The organism is Thiomonas sp. (assembly GCF_054608695.1).
This window is the reverse complement of record NZ_JBTRXV010000088.1, coordinates 1-16,007: the sequence shown is the minus strand read 5'-3', so window position 1 is coordinate 16,007 and position 16,007 is coordinate 1. Positions and strand designations below refer to the sequence as shown.

Below are 16,007 nucleotides of genomic sequence, written 5' to 3'. Positions count from 1 at the left end.
AGACGGTGTTGCAAAGATCGGCCACGACGGTGTTGCCAATGCGGTAGGTCACAACGCGCCCCTCACGGGTGCCATGCACGATGCCGATCTGGCGCAAATGACGCAGATGCAGGGACGTGTTGGGCTGGCTGCTGCCGATGCTTGCGGCAATCTGCTGCACGCTCATGGCGTGGCGGCGTAAGTGGCAAACGATACCCAGGCGCGTCGGGCATGACAGGGCGGCAAACAATTCGGCAGCGGCCTCGAAGACCGCAGTGACGTCATCCTCCCGCGTGCCGAGAGGCCTGCGCAAGGTTTGTCCGCGCAAACCCGTGTTGCTGCCCATGTCGCGGGCAAAAGGAAGTTGGTAGCGCATGCTTGGCGGTGTGGGAAGACGGGAACTCCCTGAGAGATTGTGGGCGGTTACGCCAGCCGAGGCCTCTTTCAATGAGACCTCGGCTGGTCCGCCCTCTGGCCTACGGGCTTACTTCAGACTCAAAATCCACTCGACCAACTGCTTGGCCTGCGCCGGGGTGACATCGGTGTTGGCCGGCATCGGCACCTGACCCCAGGTGCCGACATGGCCATGCAACACGGCATTGACCAGCATTTGCTCGGCACCGGGCTTGCCAGCGTATTTCTCGGCCACGGCCTTGTAGGAGGGGCCGACGATCTTGGCGTCCACCGCATGGCAGCCCAGACAGTTCTTCTGCTTGGCCAGAGCCATCATGTCTGGGGCGGCCCAGGCTTGGGCTGCGAACAAGGCCAGGAATGTGCACAAAAGAAGTTTGTTCATCGTGTTCCTCAGTTTTGATGGCTTGACATGGAATGCACTGACCCCCGCATTCAAAAAATGGGCTCCAGGGTAGGAGCCCAAGGAACTGCCGCCCGAGGAGGAGGACAGCGGTTCCCCCAAGGCCTTCTCGGCCTGGGAGAATGGCGGCGATTCAAACCCCGTACATGCGGCTCTTGGTCGAGACCGTACGTTTCCAGTCGGGCATCGGGCCGACCCGACGAATGTCGGCCCAGGTTCCCTTGTGGTACTCGAGGAAATGCACATCCGTTGCGGTGGTCACCACGGAACCCACGACCCCTTTGGGCGCGCCGAAAACGACGAAGGACTGGTTGAGCTTGATGGTCGGCTCCGGGTAGGCCATTGCCATCGTGGTGCCGTAGTCGTTGTAGATTTCAACCACATCGGTCGGCTTGACGCCGAGGGTCGCCATATCCGCAGGATTCATCTGGATCACCGCCATCGGGTAACGGTCCATGATGAAGGGGTCGTATTGGTTGTTGTACCAAGACTGCCAGACTTCATTGAGCCGGCCGTTGTTGATCCAGAATTTGTACTTGGCCTTGACCTCGGCTGCCTGTTTGAGCCAACCATCCCACTTCGCTGGAAAGACCTGGATCTTGCCATTGGGCGTGTCGAACTTGTCGTCGGGATAAAGCGTCGGCGAACCCAGCAGCTTGTCTCCATCAACCTGCTTGATCGGCATCTGCACGCCGTTGTTGCCAGCTTTGCGAAGCAGTGCATACGTGGCCATGTAGCCCGTGGCGTAACCCTCGCTGTCGATTTTGGGTGCACCCGGTCGACCGACCTGGCGGAATCCATCGTTGAAGGCATCTTCCGGGGTTGTCCACTCGAAACCTTCGAAGCGCTTGGCCATCTTGGCATTGCCTTCGGCCTCGTACATCACGCGAATGGTGTTGGCGATACGCGCGGCGGTCAGACAGTCGGGCAAGGCTTCGCCGGGGGGATCGATGAACTTCTCGGACATGCGCAGGCGGCGCTCACCGTTCATCGAGGTGTGATTCATTTCTCCCGGCAAAGCGCCCGGGAACATCACATGGGCCGCCTCGGCAATCATCGTGGGGTAGATATCCATCATCCCGACAAACAACCCGCCCTTTTGCGTCGCCTTGTAGATCACGTCCACCATCTCCTTGGGCGTGGCGCCACCACGTGCCTGGCCCATGGCCTGTTTGACGATCTGACTGCGGCGAATGACGGCTTCGCGCAGAGCCTGGGCATTGTTGGTGGTCTGGAAGGTGTTGCACGCCCAGAACGTCATCATCTTGCCCTTGCCATTGATGAGGTAGGTATCAACCTCGATCAATTTGTCATGGCGCGGAATGGGAAAGTCGGCGGCCGGATAGCGGGACTTGGGTTCCGGATATGGGGGCCGTGTGTAGCCTTCCTGGTGACCGCCCATGCGCACCCAGCCTGTCCCACGTCGGCTGCCCACATTGTGCGTGGCCACGACAACGGCACCGATGGCTTGTTCAGTGACGTAGTTGTTGTTGCCCCAGATGATGCCTTTCTCGAAGGCATGCATGGTGCGTGGCTGCTTACCCGGAGCCTTGGGTTTGTAGCTCCACTCTGCAGCCTGCTTGATCTGTGCCACCGGAACGCCGGTGATGCGACTGCATTCGTCCAGCGACATGGCGTTGGCCTTGACAGCCGCGTCGAAACCTTCCGTGTGGTTGGCAATGAAGTCCTTATTGATCCAGCCTTGATCGACGATGTAGGTCAGCAGGCCATTGAACAGGGCGCCATCGCTGCCGGGATTGATCGCCAAGTGCAGAACTTGATCCTTGGCCAGATCCTCACAAATCGAAATCGACGGATTGCGACGCGGGTCGACGAAGATGAATTTGCCAGGACCGACCGGTTCGCCAGGGAACATTTTCTTCTTCTTGTCCACCGTGCCGCCCTGCAGATTGGGCAGCCAGTGCACGAGGAAGTAGTTCGTCTGGTTTTCGTAAGGATTGTTGCCGATGGACCAGATGACGTCAGCCAATTCGGCATCCTCGTAGCTGTTGTTCAGCTCGAAAATGCCCATGTCACGGTTGCCGAAGCATTCGGAGTTGTACGCCGGACGGTTGTGGATGCGCACCGTCGGGGTCTGAATACCGGTGAAGATCAGCTTGCCGGTGCCCCACGTGTTCTCGAAACCTCCGCCGGCCCCCCCGTGGTCAAACATGGCCACAGCGATCTCGTCCGGACCATCTTCGTCCAGAATTTTTTTGACCATGCCACCATAAACCTGGAGGGCGTAGTCCCAGGAAGTGTCCATCCACTGGTCACCATAGTAGACACGGGGATGAAGCAGACGCTCTTTGGTGAGGCCATCGGCGTTGTAGAAGTAGGAAGCCATTTTGCCCCCCCGTGTTGAGCTCAGCCCCTGGTTGACGACGCAGGCCTTGTCCGGCACGATCATGACGGCTTTACGCTTGCCGTTCTTGTCGGTCAGCACATTGGTCATCGCCGGGGTCATGATGGTGGCGAAGGGCGGAAGTTGCTTGCGAAAATCGAGCCCCAGCGCGTTCTGGTGGGGCGCACGTCCGCCCTCGCGGTCGGCATCCCAGGTGTAAGCGTGGTAGCCACAGCCCACGATGCAGAAATGGCAGGTCAAATTGGTTTTTTGCGCATCTGCCGGCGGCAGCGCGACACGATCCTTGAATTGCGACATGGTGTTCGTCTCCTGACGGTGATGGGCTTACAGCACGTTGGCCTGGCGGCCGTAGATCAGGCCGGTGACGGCCACGGCGCGAACACTGTCGGAGGCCGGGTCGTACTCGAGTTGGATTTGCGGCAGATCTCCGGTCGCCTGGCCGCAGATCATCTGACCCGACTTCTCGGGATCGAACATGCTGTAGTGACAGGGGCACTTGAAGCGCTGCGTGGTCGGGTCGTACATCAAGGGGCAGCCCATGTGGGTGCAAAGATTGCTGTACGCCACGATGTCCCCGTCGGGGCCAACGCCGCCTGCGACACGCTGCCCCATCTTGATGGCCACGCAAGGCGAGTCGCCATCCGGATAGCTGAACGACACGGGTGTGTTGGCCTGCATGCTTTGGGCCTTGCCGACGGAAATCTTGGGATACGGCAGTACTGCGGCGCCGGCTGCAGCCTGGATAGCGGCTTGATTATTCCCCGCCGCCACGGCGGAGCCAACCGGGCTGACCGCTGCTCCAACCCCTGCTACGCTGGTGCCGGCAACTTTCAGGAAAATCCGGCGCGATACTTTTTCAGTCATGATGCCTCCTCGAAGTGGTCAATCACAGAACAGCAGATTTGCCATTGCAAGACACATGCCGGCCCTGTCTCAAGTATGGCCAAGCATAAAAATCAACAGCTTGCGGATTTTCTGTTGGCTGGAAGATGGAAATATTGCCGACCGAACGTTACTGTATTGAAACCCTAATTTGAAGAGCCGTTTCGTTTCCGTAACATTGGACGCCTATCATGGATCGCAGGTCTACCCTCAAAATACTTGGCGCAGCATGGGCAAGTCCTGCGCTAGCTCAACGCAACCAACCTCCAAGATCAAAACCATTCCGGTTTGGCGTCACCGACGTTTTTTTGCATGATGTTGCCATTCCAAAATGGCAGGATTTTCTGCAAACTGAACTTCGCATGCCTGTTCAGATGATTCAAAAAGCGACCTATCAGGAAGCACTCGAAGCGTTGCGCTCCGATGAGATGGAAGCCGCTTGGATTTGCGGCTTTCCCTATGTCGTGGCACGGGGATTCGTCCGCCTGTGTGCCCAACCTGGCTGGCATGGTCAACCCTGGTATCAGAGTTATCTCATCACGTCGGCCAAACGCACGGCACCGCATAGCCTTCCCGGTTTGAAAGGCGATGTTTTCGCATTCGACGATCCTTTATCGAATTCAGGATACCTAGTACCAGTTGTCGCTTTGCGCTCGCTGAACCAAACGCCACAGAATTTTTTCAGAGCGACTTTTTTTACCTATTCACTACATAAGGTTGTCGAGGCAGTCGCCAGCGGTTTGGCAGACTCCGGTACCGTTGATGGATATATTTGGGAAGTTCTCCAGAAGAATGGCTCGTCTTCCGCCTTGAAAACCCGCATTGTCGCCAAGTCCAGGCACTACGGATTCCCTCCCATCGTGACCCGCAAAAATCTGGATATGGGCTTACATCTGCGCCTACAAAATGCATTATTACAGGCACAAGCCACCCAACAAGGCCGGGCACTTCTGCAAAGTCTCGATTTGGAGAGTTTTCTTTTGCCTCAGGAGGCGTGGTTCTCGGGTATTCAGGAACTCACGGAAATTCTGAATGGCACCCACGTCCCCATTCCGCTGAGTGAGATTTACGAATCGGCATGAGTCTTGTGCGCTTGGCGTTGCCGCAATCCCTGTTATTCCGCCTGCCGCTGGTCGCCGCAACGTTGGTCGTGTTGACCGCTTTGCTGGTGGCCTCCGGCCTTGGATGGCTAACCCAGCGCTACTTGATCGAGGATGTGGATGCGGGCGCTTTTCAAGCCATGGCCGCCTGGAACAAGAGCCTGCCTTCTTTGATTCAACAAGACAACGTCTGGGGCATGTACGAGGCGCTGACCTCGGTCACCTCGGCTGAAACCGGTCGAGGCAGCGGGCAAAGCCTGGCTGTCGTGCTAACCCCGGGCGGGAGCGTGTTCGCCAGTTCGAATCCTCACTTGTTCCCGACTGCCAGGCCACCCAACTGGGCTCCGCTCTGGGCCCCGGGCACGTTGAAACTCTCATCGCTGGACAATCTGGAGGGACGTCACCGACCTGGACTTTCACCTCCCATTCAGAGCGGCCACTGGCGCATTTACGTCAGCGCATTGCGCGGTGGTTCGGGCCCAAGCGCAGGCACCTTGGTCTATGCGGTGAGCGATGCGCTGTACCGCTCCCGGCTGCTATCCATGCTGTGGTGGATCGGAACCATCACGGCGCTTGCCGTTGCGCTCTTCGTGCCCATTATCTGGATGCTTAATCGACGCATGCTCAGCCCTCTGGCGAGGTTGCGGCAGTCGATGGCACTGGACAACGGTCAGGCGCAGCGGGTGGGCTCGGCGCTTGCGGGCCGCGCGGACGAGGTCGGTGCATTGGCGCGTGCCTTTACCCAATTGCTGGAACAGGTCGAGCAATCCCGGCGTGCCGAAAAACTCGCCGCAGTCGGAGCCCTGGCTGCGGCCACGGCTCATGAAATCAACAACCCACTGGGAGGCATGATCAATGCCGTGCGTACCGCGAAGCGCTTCGGAAGCTTCGACGACACCACACAGCAAACCCTGAACCTACTCGACCGCGGCCTCGAACAATTGCGCACCATTGCTCAAGCGCTGCTGGCTCAGACACGCCCCGCCGAGCGTGATCTCATGCAGCAGGATCTATGCGATCTGGTGGAACTTGTCGGACCCTGCCGCCACGAGCGACAGATTGCCTTGCAAACCGGGTTCGACGTGCCCGAGAGCATCCCTCTGGCCGCCGGCCCCGTGCGGCAGGCCACGCTCAATATTCTGCTCAATGCCTGCCACGCCGCGCTGGTGGGCTCCACGCTGGTTTTCGCGGCTGAGCTTTCAGCCGCTGCAGGGACTTTGCGGATCACGGTGCGCAATCAAGGGGCCGCACCGCCTGTGACGGCCATGGACGGCAATAGCCCATCCGGGCTTCCCTCCACGTCTGGTTTCGGACTGTGGGAAAGTCGCAGGTTGCTGTTGGACATCGGTGGCAGTCTGACCCTGTCGCATGCAGCGGGTACGACGACAGCCATGATCGAAATCCCGCTACGCCACTCGGGCTGATTGACATTACATTTGATGAATGCGACCGCAAGAGCCGCATGACAAAACCCCGAGGAGACGTGCCGTGCAAGATCACACCGTTTTGTTGGTGGAAGACGACCCGATCATGGGCGAATCTCTGCTCCAGCGCCTGCAACTCGAGCACTACCAGGTCGAATGGGCTCACAACCTGGCCGAGGCGCGCGAAGCCCTGCAGGAAAGGCTGTACCCGCTGGTGCTAAGTGACATCCGCCTGCCTGATGGCGACGGAGAAAGCCTGCTCGCCACCATGGTCCGGCGCTATGGTGGCTGCTGCCCGCCAGCGGTTTTCATGACCGGGTTCGGTTCGGTCGACCAGGCCGTGCATTTGGTTCGCCAAGGAGCCTGGGATTACATTCAAAAGCCATTCGACGTCGACGCCCTGATGCAGCGCCTGCACGACTGGCTGCCGACCCCCTGCGCTTCTCCAGATGCCTGGTTCGGCGCCTCGCCAGTCTCACAAGCGCTCGAGAACCTCATTGCCCGCATCGCCACGATGGACCTTCCGGTACTGCTCCAAGGAGAGTCTGGCACGGGCAAGGAAGTGGTCGCGCAACGCATCCATACCCTGATGCTGGAGCAGCAACGCAAGACGATTCCTTTCGTCGCCATTAATTGCGCCGCGATCAGCGAAAACCTGCTCGAATCCGAACTGTTCGGTCACGAGGCCGGCGCATTCACGGGAGCCGGCAAGCGCCATAGCGGTGTTTTCGAGCAGGCCGATGGTGGCGTGCTCTTTCTCGACGAGGTCGGCGACATGCCACCCAACGTCCAGGTCAAGCTGCTGCGTGTCCTGCAGGATGGGCAGATACGGCGCGTCGGCAGCGAGCGGGCGATTCAGGTCAAGGTGCGCGTGATCTGCGCAACGCACAAGCCGCTCGACAAGCTCGTCGATACCGGGGCATTCAGGCAGGATCTCTATTTCCGGCTCAGCGGCATACCGATTCATTTGCCCCCTCTGCGCGAACGTGTCGAAGACATCGGATGGCTGGCTCACCGCCATGTGGATGTCCTCAATGCACGCCGGAACCAAACCAAGCGACTCGACCCGCAATTCGTCACCTGGGCCAAGCTGCAGACGTGGGAGGGCAACGTACGGGAACTCTTCGCCACCCTGGAGCGTGCTTATCACTTTTCAGCCGATTGCTGGGTGCGGTGGGAACGAGCCGGTCTTCCCTGTCCGAACCGTGCTTTAGGGCAAGACTTGCAAGCGCTGCCCAACCCCGAGCCCCTGGACCACTATCTGGCGCGCATTGAACGCGACTACCTGCGACATTGTGTGTCTCAGAATCACGGCCAGATGATGAAGACTGCCAACAGCCTGGGCATCAGTCGCAAAACGTTGTGGGAAAAACTCAAGCGCTACAAGACGGAGGGGCAGAATACAAGCAACTACTCAGAAAACGGCAAGTAGCACGATAGCACTGCGAGGTTTCAGCCTGGTTTCAGGCACTTTTTTGTCGCCTTACTTGCTGACGTCCGAGTAATCCTGAGTTCAAAGCGAATTTCATCGCTTTGACAGGCCTGAATGCGGGTTAACCATAGGCATACGCGCATCAAGCTGATTGTCATCTGAGCAAACTTTTGTCGCATATTTGTTCCGGACGTGATTTCCGTACACGCGTTTCATCTGGAACGACCTGAGATTGGCGACACGAAGCGAGTTGGTCCGCTGTAGGCCGCAGAGGTTTATGTGAGCCTTCGGATTTGCATGGTTTTGGGGTGGTTGCGGGCTGTAGTCATGTATGTGAGCGCAGGTACAGATCGGGCAATCTCGCCAGTTTGTCCAGCGGCGACCCCTCTTTCTTCGCCCAAGGGTCAAGCCGAACTTGCGCGGGATCTGGAGGTGAGTACAAACAGATCTCGGATTGCATCGCCCCGATCGACTTCAGCGTGAAGGAACTGTCATCATGGACGTCCAAGGCAAACGGCAGATCGCTCTCACGCCGGAGCAAACCTGGACCACCCGAGTTCAACAGTTAAAGTGCTGACGATGATCGGCAACATCCATCTCGGTAACTTCAACTGCGGGATGTTGCCGGCGAAAAAATCAACCAGCATTCCATTCGCGTCCATTGAACGCCAAGCATGACCAATAATCGTTCACCAGTGGCATCCAACCGCCGCCCTGTTGCCGCGCGTTCCAGTGGCTGGGCGCAGCACCTGGCGCGCATGATCCTCAAGACGCCCATCACGCCGAACCAAATCTCGGTTTTCAGCGTTCTTGTCACGCTGGCTGGCGCCGTTGCGGTGATGGTGGATCCGGCCGCGTGGTCGTACGTGCTGCTCGCAGCCCTGATCCCGGTGCGTCTCCTGTGCAACCTGCTCGACGGCATGGTGGCGGTCGAGGGCGGTCGGCACTCGGCGTTAGGGCCGCTGTACAACGATATTCCCGACCGCATTTCAGACGCCCTGGTGATGATCGCCATGGGCATGGCCTGCAGTGCTCCATCGCTGGGTTGGGCGGCAGCTCTCTTTGCTGTAGCCACCGCTTATGTGCGCCTCCTTGGTGGCGCTTTAGGCCTTTCGCAGGACTATCGCGGCCCGCTGGCCAAACAGGCGCGCATGTGGGTTGCCGTGATGGGCCTGCTTGCGGCGGCCATTGAACTGGCTTTCACGGGCACGCCGAACGCAGCGCTTCGTGTCGCGTTGCTCGTTCTCCTCGTTGGCAGCGCCGCGACCTGCGCCAATCGCACGGCGGCAATCGCGAGGCGCCTGGGCCATGACTGAAACGCCAGCGCCGAGCCCGGCAAACACACTGACTGCACTGGCCTTGCTGGTTGCGGTCAAGGCTCTTTTCGCCGCTGTGCCGACCTTCACCGCGCGCGATGGGAGTGGCCTTCCCGACCTCGGCGCTGCGCCACGTATCTTCATCGCCAACCACACGAGCCACGTCGACACGCTCACGCTCTGGGCATGCCTGCCCGCAGACCTGCGTGCCAACACCTGCCCAGTGGCTGCTCTGGACTATTGGGGCGCAAACGCCACTCGGCGCCACATCGCCTTGCGCGGCCTTCGCGCCGTCTTGCTCGACCGCTCGGGTGAGACACCCAAGGAACGCATTCTGGACCCCGCACAAGCTGCATTGCGCGCCGGTCTATCGCTGATCCTTTTCCCCGAGGGCACGCGCGGCGCCGACGACACGCCCACCACGTTCAAGGCGGGGCTGTACCACCTCGCGCGCGCGCATCCTCGCGTCAACATCATTCCCGTGTATCTCGGCAACACGCGTCGCAGCCTGCCCAAGGGCAGCCTCTTGCCCGTGCCTCTGATCTGCACCGCGCGTTTTGGCGCGCCATTCCAGATTCAAAGCGACGAGAGCAAAGACGACTTCCTCGATCGCGCGCGCTCGCTGGTCACCCAACTTGGATCCCCAGCATGAGCCTGTTTGCCACCTCTCCCGCGCAGCACGCCATGGCGGATCTGTTCGCTGGACTTGTCGCGCTGCTGACCGTCGCATCGTTGGTCGGCTACGCGCTGCATCGCCGAACTCCAGGCGCTCGATCCGCCACTGTCGACAACCTCAACGCGCGGATTCGCGCGTGGTGGTTCATGGTCGCCGTTCTCGGTGTGGCGTTTGCCTTCGGGCGCGGCGTGACCGTGGCCGTCTTCGCGTTGGCATCCTTCTTCGCGCTGCGCGAGTTCATCTCGCTGACCCCCACGCGGACGGGCGACCATTTGGCCCTCGCAGTGGCCTTCTTCGTGCTGCTGCCGCTGCAGTACCTGCTGATCTGGGCGAACTGGTATGGCTTGTTCGTCATCCTGATCCCTGTTTACGGCTTCCTGCTGCTGCCGCTTCTGGCCGCCTCCGGTGGCGACACGCACCTGTTTCTTGAGCGAGTCGCGAAGATCCAGTGGGCGGTGATGGTCACGGTGTACTGCGTGAGCTACGCACCGGCGCTCCTGCTGCTGCGCATCCGTGGCTACGAAGGACGCGATGCCCTGCTGCTGTTTTTCCTGGTGTTCGTCGTGCAAGCCAGTGATGTGCTGCAGTACGTCTTCGGCAAGCTGCTTGGCAAGACCAAGATCGCGCCGACCTTGAGTCCGTCCAAGACGGTGGAGGGCTTCGTGGGCGGCACGTTAGCGGCGACAGCACTGGGCGCATCGCTGTGGTGGATCACTCCGTTTGCCCCATGGCAAGCTGCCGTCATCGCCGCGGTCCTCGTGATCATGGGCTTCTTCGGCGGCCTTGTGCTTTCGGCCGTCAAGCGTAGCCTTGGCGCGAAGGACTGGGGCGCCATGATCGAAGGCCATGGCGGCATGCTCGACCGTCTTGACTCGATCGTGTTTTCCGCGCCGATTTTCTTTCATATCGTGCGTTTCTTCTGGACCTGACCTTGATGCCTACTTCCAAGTCGAAAAAACTCCTGCGCTTCAAGCTCGGCGCGTTCGGCGCCTTGTTCCTGGGCCTGGCAGCATGGGGATCTGCCTATTACTTCACCATGCGACTGCCAGCGTCCGCCGCACGCACGGCCCAGGCCCGCAAAGATCCATGTGTTGACCAAATTCTCACAGCACGCGATGGCCGTGCCATTCGCGTTCCCAAGAGGGACATCGTGCATGCTGAGCAGTTCTGCCGCCAGCAATCGAACATCCTCTCCGCATCCCACTCCGAGTGGACGGCGCCCTAGTCTGCCTGCCGGTGTGGGGCGGCAACATGAGTCGAAAAACATCGGAGCGGACCCGGTTGCGTATCGCGCGCAGACGCCGTCACAGCGCATTCGTGCATTTTTCGTCATTGGAATCCACGCGCAAGACGGGCGCAAAAAAACCGCTGGCACCGGAGTACGGTGCGCAGCGGATGTGATGGTTGCTGGTCATGACGATCGACAACGACCGCCCAGTCTTTCGGTCTGGGTCTCGTACGTCTCACAAGGGGAATCGAATCACGTTGTACTCCAGGTGTCTGGCGTACGAATGACCCATTGGTGCGTACAGCGGGATTTCCGTTGCAGTAAAGATGGCTAACTGCGCCGCGCAGAGAACCCTGACAAAATCCTCACCAAATCGCGAGTCTTTCCTGGGCTCCAAAAAGCCTACAAGCTTCGCGTCGCGGACCCAGACCGAATCCTTACGGACACGGACCAAGGCATCGCCGAGCAACGTGACGGCGCATGTAAACCCCGTGCCGCTGAACGCTTGGCTTGATTCCGAGAGGTATGCGCCATCCGGCCGCTTTTTTGACGTTGCGAAGATGATGTCCAGGTTGTCGCTTTGCTCTCGCAGGACGACAAACCGTCTCGCACCCTTGTGGGCGTCGTCAAAAGGTGAAAGCCCGCCTGAAAACACTTTGAATGCAGCCATGGTCTTCTCCAGAAGTTCCGACGCATGGCCCCATGGAGCATAACGCCCGGATGGGTTGAACTTGTCCCGCTTGAGCGGATTGGGTTAATCGTTTCCAGACAATTATCCTGTGACTTGATTGACTCGTTCGCATCAAATCGCTGCTTCTTTTGCCCAATATTCCGTCTGCCTTGGGTTGCTCCGTAACCTCTTGTTCTTGCGCAGATTGCATTTGACGCGTCTCGTGGCATACTGGTGTCATGCATTCCACGGGACACAAAATGCCTCACGAAGACAGCCATCTCATCGGCAAGACCATCGCCGAAATCGACGCACTCACTGCAGCCGCCGCAACCGACAACTACAACCCAGAAACAGACTGGGACCCTCTCGTGCAGGCAGCCAAGATCCGACAAGCCGAATCCGACGCATCCCTCGCGCTCTCCCCGTCCGAGTCCACCCCGGCGTCCGACGCTCTCGCAGTCACCATCGCGCGCATCGAAGTCGAACTTCGCAAAGCAAGCGCGCACTGATCGATTCGTCTGCCGGTTCGCGCTGGCATCCCAGGTGCACGAACCGACGTGACGCGAATCCGCTCACCCCATGCGCTGTTTTCGGGTTTGCGACATGTCGTTGCCATGCAAGGATTCTCCGCATGGCACACCCCAAACCCCGTCATCGCGCGTCCGAGCGGGCCGCCGCCCCGGCACAGGTAACCACGCCTTTCCCGTTTTCAGCCCTCGATGCGCTGGCTCAAGCCCTTGCGCAGATCACCCCGGAAGCCAGGGATGCCGGGTCCATCACCGCGGAGAAGGTCGCCGACGCCTTGCCAGCGCTGGGCGGCGATGGCGCCGAGGCGGCTGCGCGCTGGTGGAGTCTTGCCGCAGACCTCGATTCCCCGCGCGGTCTGGCGCGGGCGCTCCAGCCGCGGGTTTTTTCTGGCGACGGTGACGCCCTCCGGGAAGCGTCCGATCTCACGCGCCTGATCCTCTCCAGCCCCACTCTCTACGACCGGCTCGGCCCTGACAAGCAGTTGTTCGCCGACGTGGCGGTCGAGTGCGCGATTCGCAGTCGCAACGCGGGTCTGGCCCGCGCCATCCGCGCACATGGCTTCCCGGGCTCGCCGGACATCCACATCGCGAGAGACAAAATCTCCGAGCTTCTTGACGTGATCGATCTCGCGCTGCCGCCAGTCGTCTCGCGCTCAGCGGCCGTCGCCGATGCGGCCGTTGCGCCGAAGGCGCCGCAAGCTTCGGCGAGGCCACAGGAACTCACGACGGCTGCTGAGTTCCTCTCAGCATCACGAAGAAACTCGCCGGAGGAGGTTCTGGCCCTGTTCGCGGCGGATACCGTGCATGCCGTGCTGCATCGTCCTGAGTGTCTCGTGCGCATCGTCTCACGCGAGGACATGGCCGCATTCCTGGCGACTCCACCCAGCGATCACCAGGCGCGCAAGGGCGGTTACTTCGAAATCCTGAGTGCTGTCGCCGCGCGTGGCGGCCTGCGCAAGATTGTCCAGGACCCCACCCTATCTGACCGCCTTCTGGCCCTCCGCGCAACCCTCCCGAATTTTGGTGATGTTCTGGAATTGCTTGCCGCACGCGCAGCCATCGCCCAACTGGGCGGCGCAGCCATCGCGTTTCCGCCCATCTTGCTCGCGGGCTCGGCTGGGATCGGCAAATCGTTTTTCGCCAACGAGATCGCCGCAGCCATCGACGCGCCCGTGCACAGGCTGGCCATGGACACCGCCCAATCCCCGGCCGCTCTGGCTGGGTCGGAATCGTACTGGTCAAACTCCGCCCCAGGCCTCCTGTTCAACGCGGTGCTGCGTCCGCACGGGATGGACACGCACCCGGTCACCTCCATGATCTTGCTGGACGAGATCGACAAAGCGCCGACGCACAGCCAATATCCGCCGCTTGCTCCCCTGCATACGCTGCTGGAGCCCGAAACGGCGCGATCCTTCAAGGACCAGAGCATCGGCTTGCCGTTCGACGCCAGCCATCTCGCGTGGGTGGCCACGGCCAACCGACTGGATGGCATCGACAAACCACTTTTGAACCGATTCGAGGTGTTCGAGATCGAGCCGCCGACGCGCGAGCAGTCGCTGGTGATCGCCAGCTCGCTGGTGCGCAAAGCGCTGCAGCAGTTTCGCCTGACCGACTTCGACACCCCCGACGAGGATGTGCTCGCCACCATCACAACCCTGCCGCCGCGTGACATGCGTAAAGCCGTGGAGCGTGCCATCGGCCGGGCAGCGATGCAGCAGCGCCGCAACCTGGTACACGAGGATTTCGCTCAAGCGTCAACGCGCAAGGCGCACGGGATCGGGTTCTTGCGGTAGTCCATGATTGGACGGCCCGCTTGCCACACCTTCGCAGGATAGAAGAGAGGTGAAACCACCTCGACCAAACCTGGTTTCTTGGTGAAATCAACTTGCAGCTTGTCGCTCTCGCTGGCCGTTATTTCTCAGTCTTTTGGCGGACGACGCGCCACGCGCCAAACCTTCTGCACAACCCTCGGAATTCCGCGACGGAACGCGCCCAGCCACCGCAAGTGCTTGATCTTGCGCATAACCAGCCCACGAAAGGTCACGGTTTTGCGCAAAGGTCACAATTTTCTGTGGGCTGAACGGCGGGCTTGCTGCGCGCCTGATCAATGCACGCTGGATGGTCAAGCCCACGCTTGGATGCCGATGATTTGCGAGCGGACCCCAGCCGCGAGAAGTGGCCGCGCCAAGCGCCGCCGACCTGTGTCGAGCATCAACGCCAACGGATCCGCCGCATTTTTGAAAGCTGCATCAAATTGACCTGTTTTTGCTGTTGCGAACGATGCATTGGTTGCGACGATTTCGCCTCGGATTTGCCCTTCAACACACTCGCGAGTGTTCCCCGCGCGCGGGGTTGAGAGGCGTTGAGGAACTGGAAGCACTCACGCAAAGTCGTGTTCCCCGCGCGCGCGGGGTTGAGAGGCCATCCGCCTTGGCGACTCCGACAGCCGTGTGTTTCCGGCTTGCTTTCATCGTCGTCGGGGAGAACATCGGTTGCACCCTTCCTCTCTGCTACGCGTGCGCGCGACAGATCGGTTGGATCAGCCGCAACCCGGTTCGCACCGGGCTTCTCTTCGAGGACCAGACCCCATGGGCCAGTTTTGCCAGGACGCCGATGGCGCCGAGATCGATTCGATGCGTTACTTCGAAGATGACGCTGGATGGCGTGAACTGCGCTTGCGCAATCGGCTCGCGCCCTTTCGGTTCACCTGCTGCGGCGAGGCCCTGTTCTTGTCGAGAAGCCGCGCAAACGTTCCGTTCTTCAGCCACAAGCCGTACTCGCCCTGCGTCGGATCTGCGAAGGACCCCACGGAGGCCGATCACGGCATCGCGCTGGAGACGATCGAGCACTGGACGCTGAAACACCTCGCCGCGCACATGTCCCGCAGCTTGGGATGGCAGGCCGATGTCGAGGTGTCCTGCTCGGATCCCGCGACCGAAGGCGGTGCCGAGCCGCAAGCCTGGCGCGCGAACTGCCTGGCGTCCCAGGATGATCGTCGGGTTGTTTTCGAGATCCTGGCGTCGCGCCAAAGCGAAACCGACACCGTGTTGCGCGCGCATGTTCAAGGCACGCGGAATCCTGTGCGTTTGGCTGACCACCGACGAGGCCAACATCCTCGTCGACTCGGCGATCCCGCTCTATCTCGTGGAGGCCAGGAACGGCTCAACGCTGCGCTCGACGATGGAGCGCTGCCGTCGGCCTTGCAGCGATGGCGATACCTCGACCCATCGACCGGACTACGACGCGCTCGCCGAGGCGCTTGTCGCGCGCTGGCCTGTGGCCAGGCCTCACGGGCAGACGCCCGCATCCTTTGGCAAAACAACGCCGCTCCGTGACATCTTCTCCCTCGCGTTCGACAACCCCAGCGAACTCTCGGCCGAAGCCAAGCGCCACGAGGACGAACAGGCCAAGCGACGGTTCGCGGGGATGCATGCCGACTACGCGTTGTCCGCACCACAACCCCCGCAACGCGCTCGCTCGGTTTCCGCGCCCCTCGAACGCAGGGACGCCTCATCCCGCGAGGTTGCCTACACCTCGATACCCGTTGCACGCGAGGTTGCAAGCGATCTGGAACGCTGCGCCGATGATCTC

16 protein-coding genes are annotated in these 16,007 nt (G+C 60.5%); 10 read left to right on the top strand and 6 right to left on the bottom strand.

The annotated features are described in order from the left end of the window. The 4 genes from ACYCUK_RS19790 to ACYCUK_RS19775 form a co-directional block, all read right to left on the bottom strand. Positions 1-355: ArsR/SmtB family transcription factor (locus ACYCUK_RS19790; RefSeq protein WP_461596371.1), on the bottom strand; the 355-nt coding region annotated here is incomplete at its 3' end. A gap of 108 nt (positions 356-463) precedes the next feature. Then, positions 464-775, bottom strand: a complete 312-nt coding sequence (locus ACYCUK_RS19785; protein ID WP_461596370.1) for a c-type cytochrome — start codon at positions 773-775, stop codon at positions 464-466. A 151-nt stretch (positions 776-926) separates the two neighbouring features. Next, on the bottom strand, positions 927-3,455 hold the full coding sequence (locus ACYCUK_RS19780) for an arsenate reductase (azurin) large subunit (protein WP_461596369.1): 2,529 nt from the start codon (positions 3,453-3,455) through the stop codon (positions 927-929). A gap of 27 nt (positions 3,456-3,482) precedes the next feature. Continuing rightward, the gene (locus ACYCUK_RS19775; RefSeq protein ID WP_461596368.1) at positions 3,483-4,022 is read right to left on the bottom strand and encodes an arsenate reductase (azurin) small subunit; all 540 of its coding nucleotides are present in this window, start codon (positions 4,020-4,022) and stop codon (positions 3,483-3,485) included. A 209-nt stretch (positions 4,023-4,231) separates the two neighbouring features. Here ACYCUK_RS19775 and ACYCUK_RS19770 point away from each other — a divergent pair, with 209 nt between their 5' ends. The 7 genes from ACYCUK_RS19770 (at position 4,232) to ACYCUK_RS19740 (ending at position 11,213) form a co-directional block, all read left to right on the top strand. Beyond that, positions 4,232-5,122 carry a substrate-binding domain-containing protein gene (locus ACYCUK_RS19770; protein ID WP_461596367.1) on the top strand — a complete coding sequence of 297 codons (891 nt, stop codon included), beginning with the start codon at positions 4,232-4,234 and terminating at the stop codon, positions 5,120-5,122. Next, a complete protein-coding gene (locus ACYCUK_RS19765; RefSeq protein WP_461596366.1) occupies positions 5,119-6,564 on the top strand; it encodes a sensor histidine kinase in 1,446 nt (481 codons plus the stop codon). The genes ACYCUK_RS19770 and ACYCUK_RS19765 overlap by 4 nt, the downstream gene beginning before the upstream one ends. 64 nt (positions 6,565-6,628) lie before the next feature. After that, on the top strand, positions 6,629-7,996 hold the full coding sequence (locus tag ACYCUK_RS19760) for a sigma-54-dependent transcriptional regulator (protein WP_461596365.1): 1,368 nt from the start codon (positions 6,629-6,631) through the stop codon (positions 7,994-7,996). A 758-nt stretch (positions 7,997-8,754) separates the two neighbouring features. Further along, the gene (locus tag ACYCUK_RS19755) at positions 8,755-9,312 is read left to right on the top strand and encodes a CDP-alcohol phosphatidyltransferase family protein (protein WP_461596364.1); all 558 of its coding nucleotides are present in this window, start codon (positions 8,755-8,757) and stop codon (positions 9,310-9,312) included. Next, positions 9,305-9,964 (top strand): lysophospholipid acyltransferase family protein, encoded by a 660-nt coding sequence (locus ACYCUK_RS19750; RefSeq protein ID WP_461596363.1) that lies wholly within the window; start codon positions 9,305-9,307, stop codon positions 9,962-9,964. Before ACYCUK_RS19755 ends, ACYCUK_RS19750 begins: the two co-directional genes overlap by 8 nt. Then, positions 9,961-10,917: a phosphatidate cytidylyltransferase gene (locus ACYCUK_RS19745; protein ID WP_461596362.1), complete on the top strand. Its 957-nt coding sequence runs from the start codon at positions 9,961-9,963 to the stop codon at positions 10,915-10,917. The genes ACYCUK_RS19750 and ACYCUK_RS19745 overlap by 4 nt, the downstream gene beginning before the upstream one ends. 2 nt (positions 10,918-10,919) lie before the next feature. Further along, a complete protein-coding gene (locus ACYCUK_RS19740) occupies positions 10,920-11,213 on the top strand; it encodes a hypothetical protein (RefSeq protein WP_461596361.1) in 294 nt (97 codons plus the stop codon). A gap of 238 nt (positions 11,214-11,451) precedes the next feature. On the opposite strand, the gene ACYCUK_RS19735 is transcribed toward ACYCUK_RS19740, so the two are convergent. Then, positions 11,452-11,886 carry a hypothetical protein gene (locus tag ACYCUK_RS19735; protein ID WP_461596360.1) on the bottom strand — a complete coding sequence of 145 codons (435 nt, stop codon included), beginning with the start codon at positions 11,884-11,886 and terminating at the stop codon, positions 11,452-11,454. 260 nt (positions 11,887-12,146) lie between these two features. Here ACYCUK_RS19735 and ACYCUK_RS19730 point away from each other — a divergent pair, with 260 nt between their 5' ends. Beyond that, positions 12,147-12,398, top strand: a complete 252-nt coding sequence (locus ACYCUK_RS19730; protein WP_461596359.1) for a hypothetical protein — start codon at positions 12,147-12,149, stop codon at positions 12,396-12,398. A gap of 122 nt (positions 12,399-12,520) precedes the next feature. Beyond that, complete coding sequence (locus tag ACYCUK_RS19725; protein WP_461596358.1) at positions 12,521-14,209, top strand: AAA family ATPase; 1,689 nt, start codon at positions 12,521-12,523, stop codon at positions 14,207-14,209. Positions 14,210-14,926: 717 nt separating this feature from the next. Here the strand turns inward: ACYCUK_RS19725 and ACYCUK_RS19720 are convergent. After that, on the bottom strand, positions 14,927-15,481 hold the full coding sequence (locus ACYCUK_RS19720; RefSeq protein ID WP_461596357.1) for a hypothetical protein: 555 nt from the start codon (positions 15,479-15,481) through the stop codon (positions 14,927-14,929). Between ACYCUK_RS19720 and ACYCUK_RS19715 the strand changes: the two genes are divergently transcribed. After that, positions 15,474-16,007, top strand: a 534-nt coding sequence (locus ACYCUK_RS19715) for a hypothetical protein (protein WP_461596356.1), incomplete at its 3' end; no start/stop codon positions are given. The two genes, ACYCUK_RS19720 and ACYCUK_RS19715, sit on opposite strands and share 8 nt — an antisense overlap.

Excerpts from the sequence above, each read along its gene's own strand:
- ACYCUK_RS19765 (WP_461596366.1), top strand. The coding sequence starts at position 5,119 with ATGAGTCTTGTGCGCTTGGCGTTGCCGCAATCCCTGTTATTCCGCCTG.
- ACYCUK_RS19785 (WP_461596370.1), bottom strand. The coding sequence starts at position 775 with ATGAACAAACTTCTTTTGTGCACATTCCTGGCCTTGTTCGCAGCCCAA.
- ACYCUK_RS19735 (WP_461596360.1), bottom strand. The coding sequence starts at position 11,886 with ATGGCTGCATTCAAAGTGTTTTCAGGCGGGCTTTCACCTTTTGACGAC.
- ACYCUK_RS19730 (WP_461596359.1), top strand. The coding sequence starts at position 12,147 with ATGCCTCACGAAGACAGCCATCTCATCGGCAAGACCATCGCCGAAATC.
- ACYCUK_RS19755 (WP_461596364.1), top strand. The coding sequence starts at position 8,755 with ATGATCCTCAAGACGCCCATCACGCCGAACCAAATCTCGGTTTTCAGC.
- ACYCUK_RS19750 (WP_461596363.1), top strand. The coding sequence starts at position 9,305 with ATGACTGAAACGCCAGCGCCGAGCCCGGCAAACACACTGACTGCACTG.
- ACYCUK_RS19745 (WP_461596362.1), top strand. The coding sequence starts at position 9,961 with ATGAGCCTGTTTGCCACCTCTCCCGCGCAGCACGCCATGGCGGATCTG.
- ACYCUK_RS19775 (WP_461596368.1), bottom strand. The coding sequence starts at position 4,022 with ATGACTGAAAAAGTATCGCGCCGGATTTTCCTGAAAGTTGCCGGCACC.
- ACYCUK_RS19725 (WP_461596358.1), top strand. The coding sequence starts at position 12,521 with ATGGCACACCCCAAACCCCGTCATCGCGCGTCCGAGCGGGCCGCCGCC.
- ACYCUK_RS19780 (WP_461596369.1), bottom strand. The coding sequence starts at position 3,455 with ATGTCGCAATTCAAGGATCGTGTCGCGCTGCCGCCGGCAGATGCGCAA.
- ACYCUK_RS19770 (WP_461596367.1), top strand. The coding sequence starts at position 4,232 with ATGGATCGCAGGTCTACCCTCAAAATACTTGGCGCAGCATGGGCAAGT.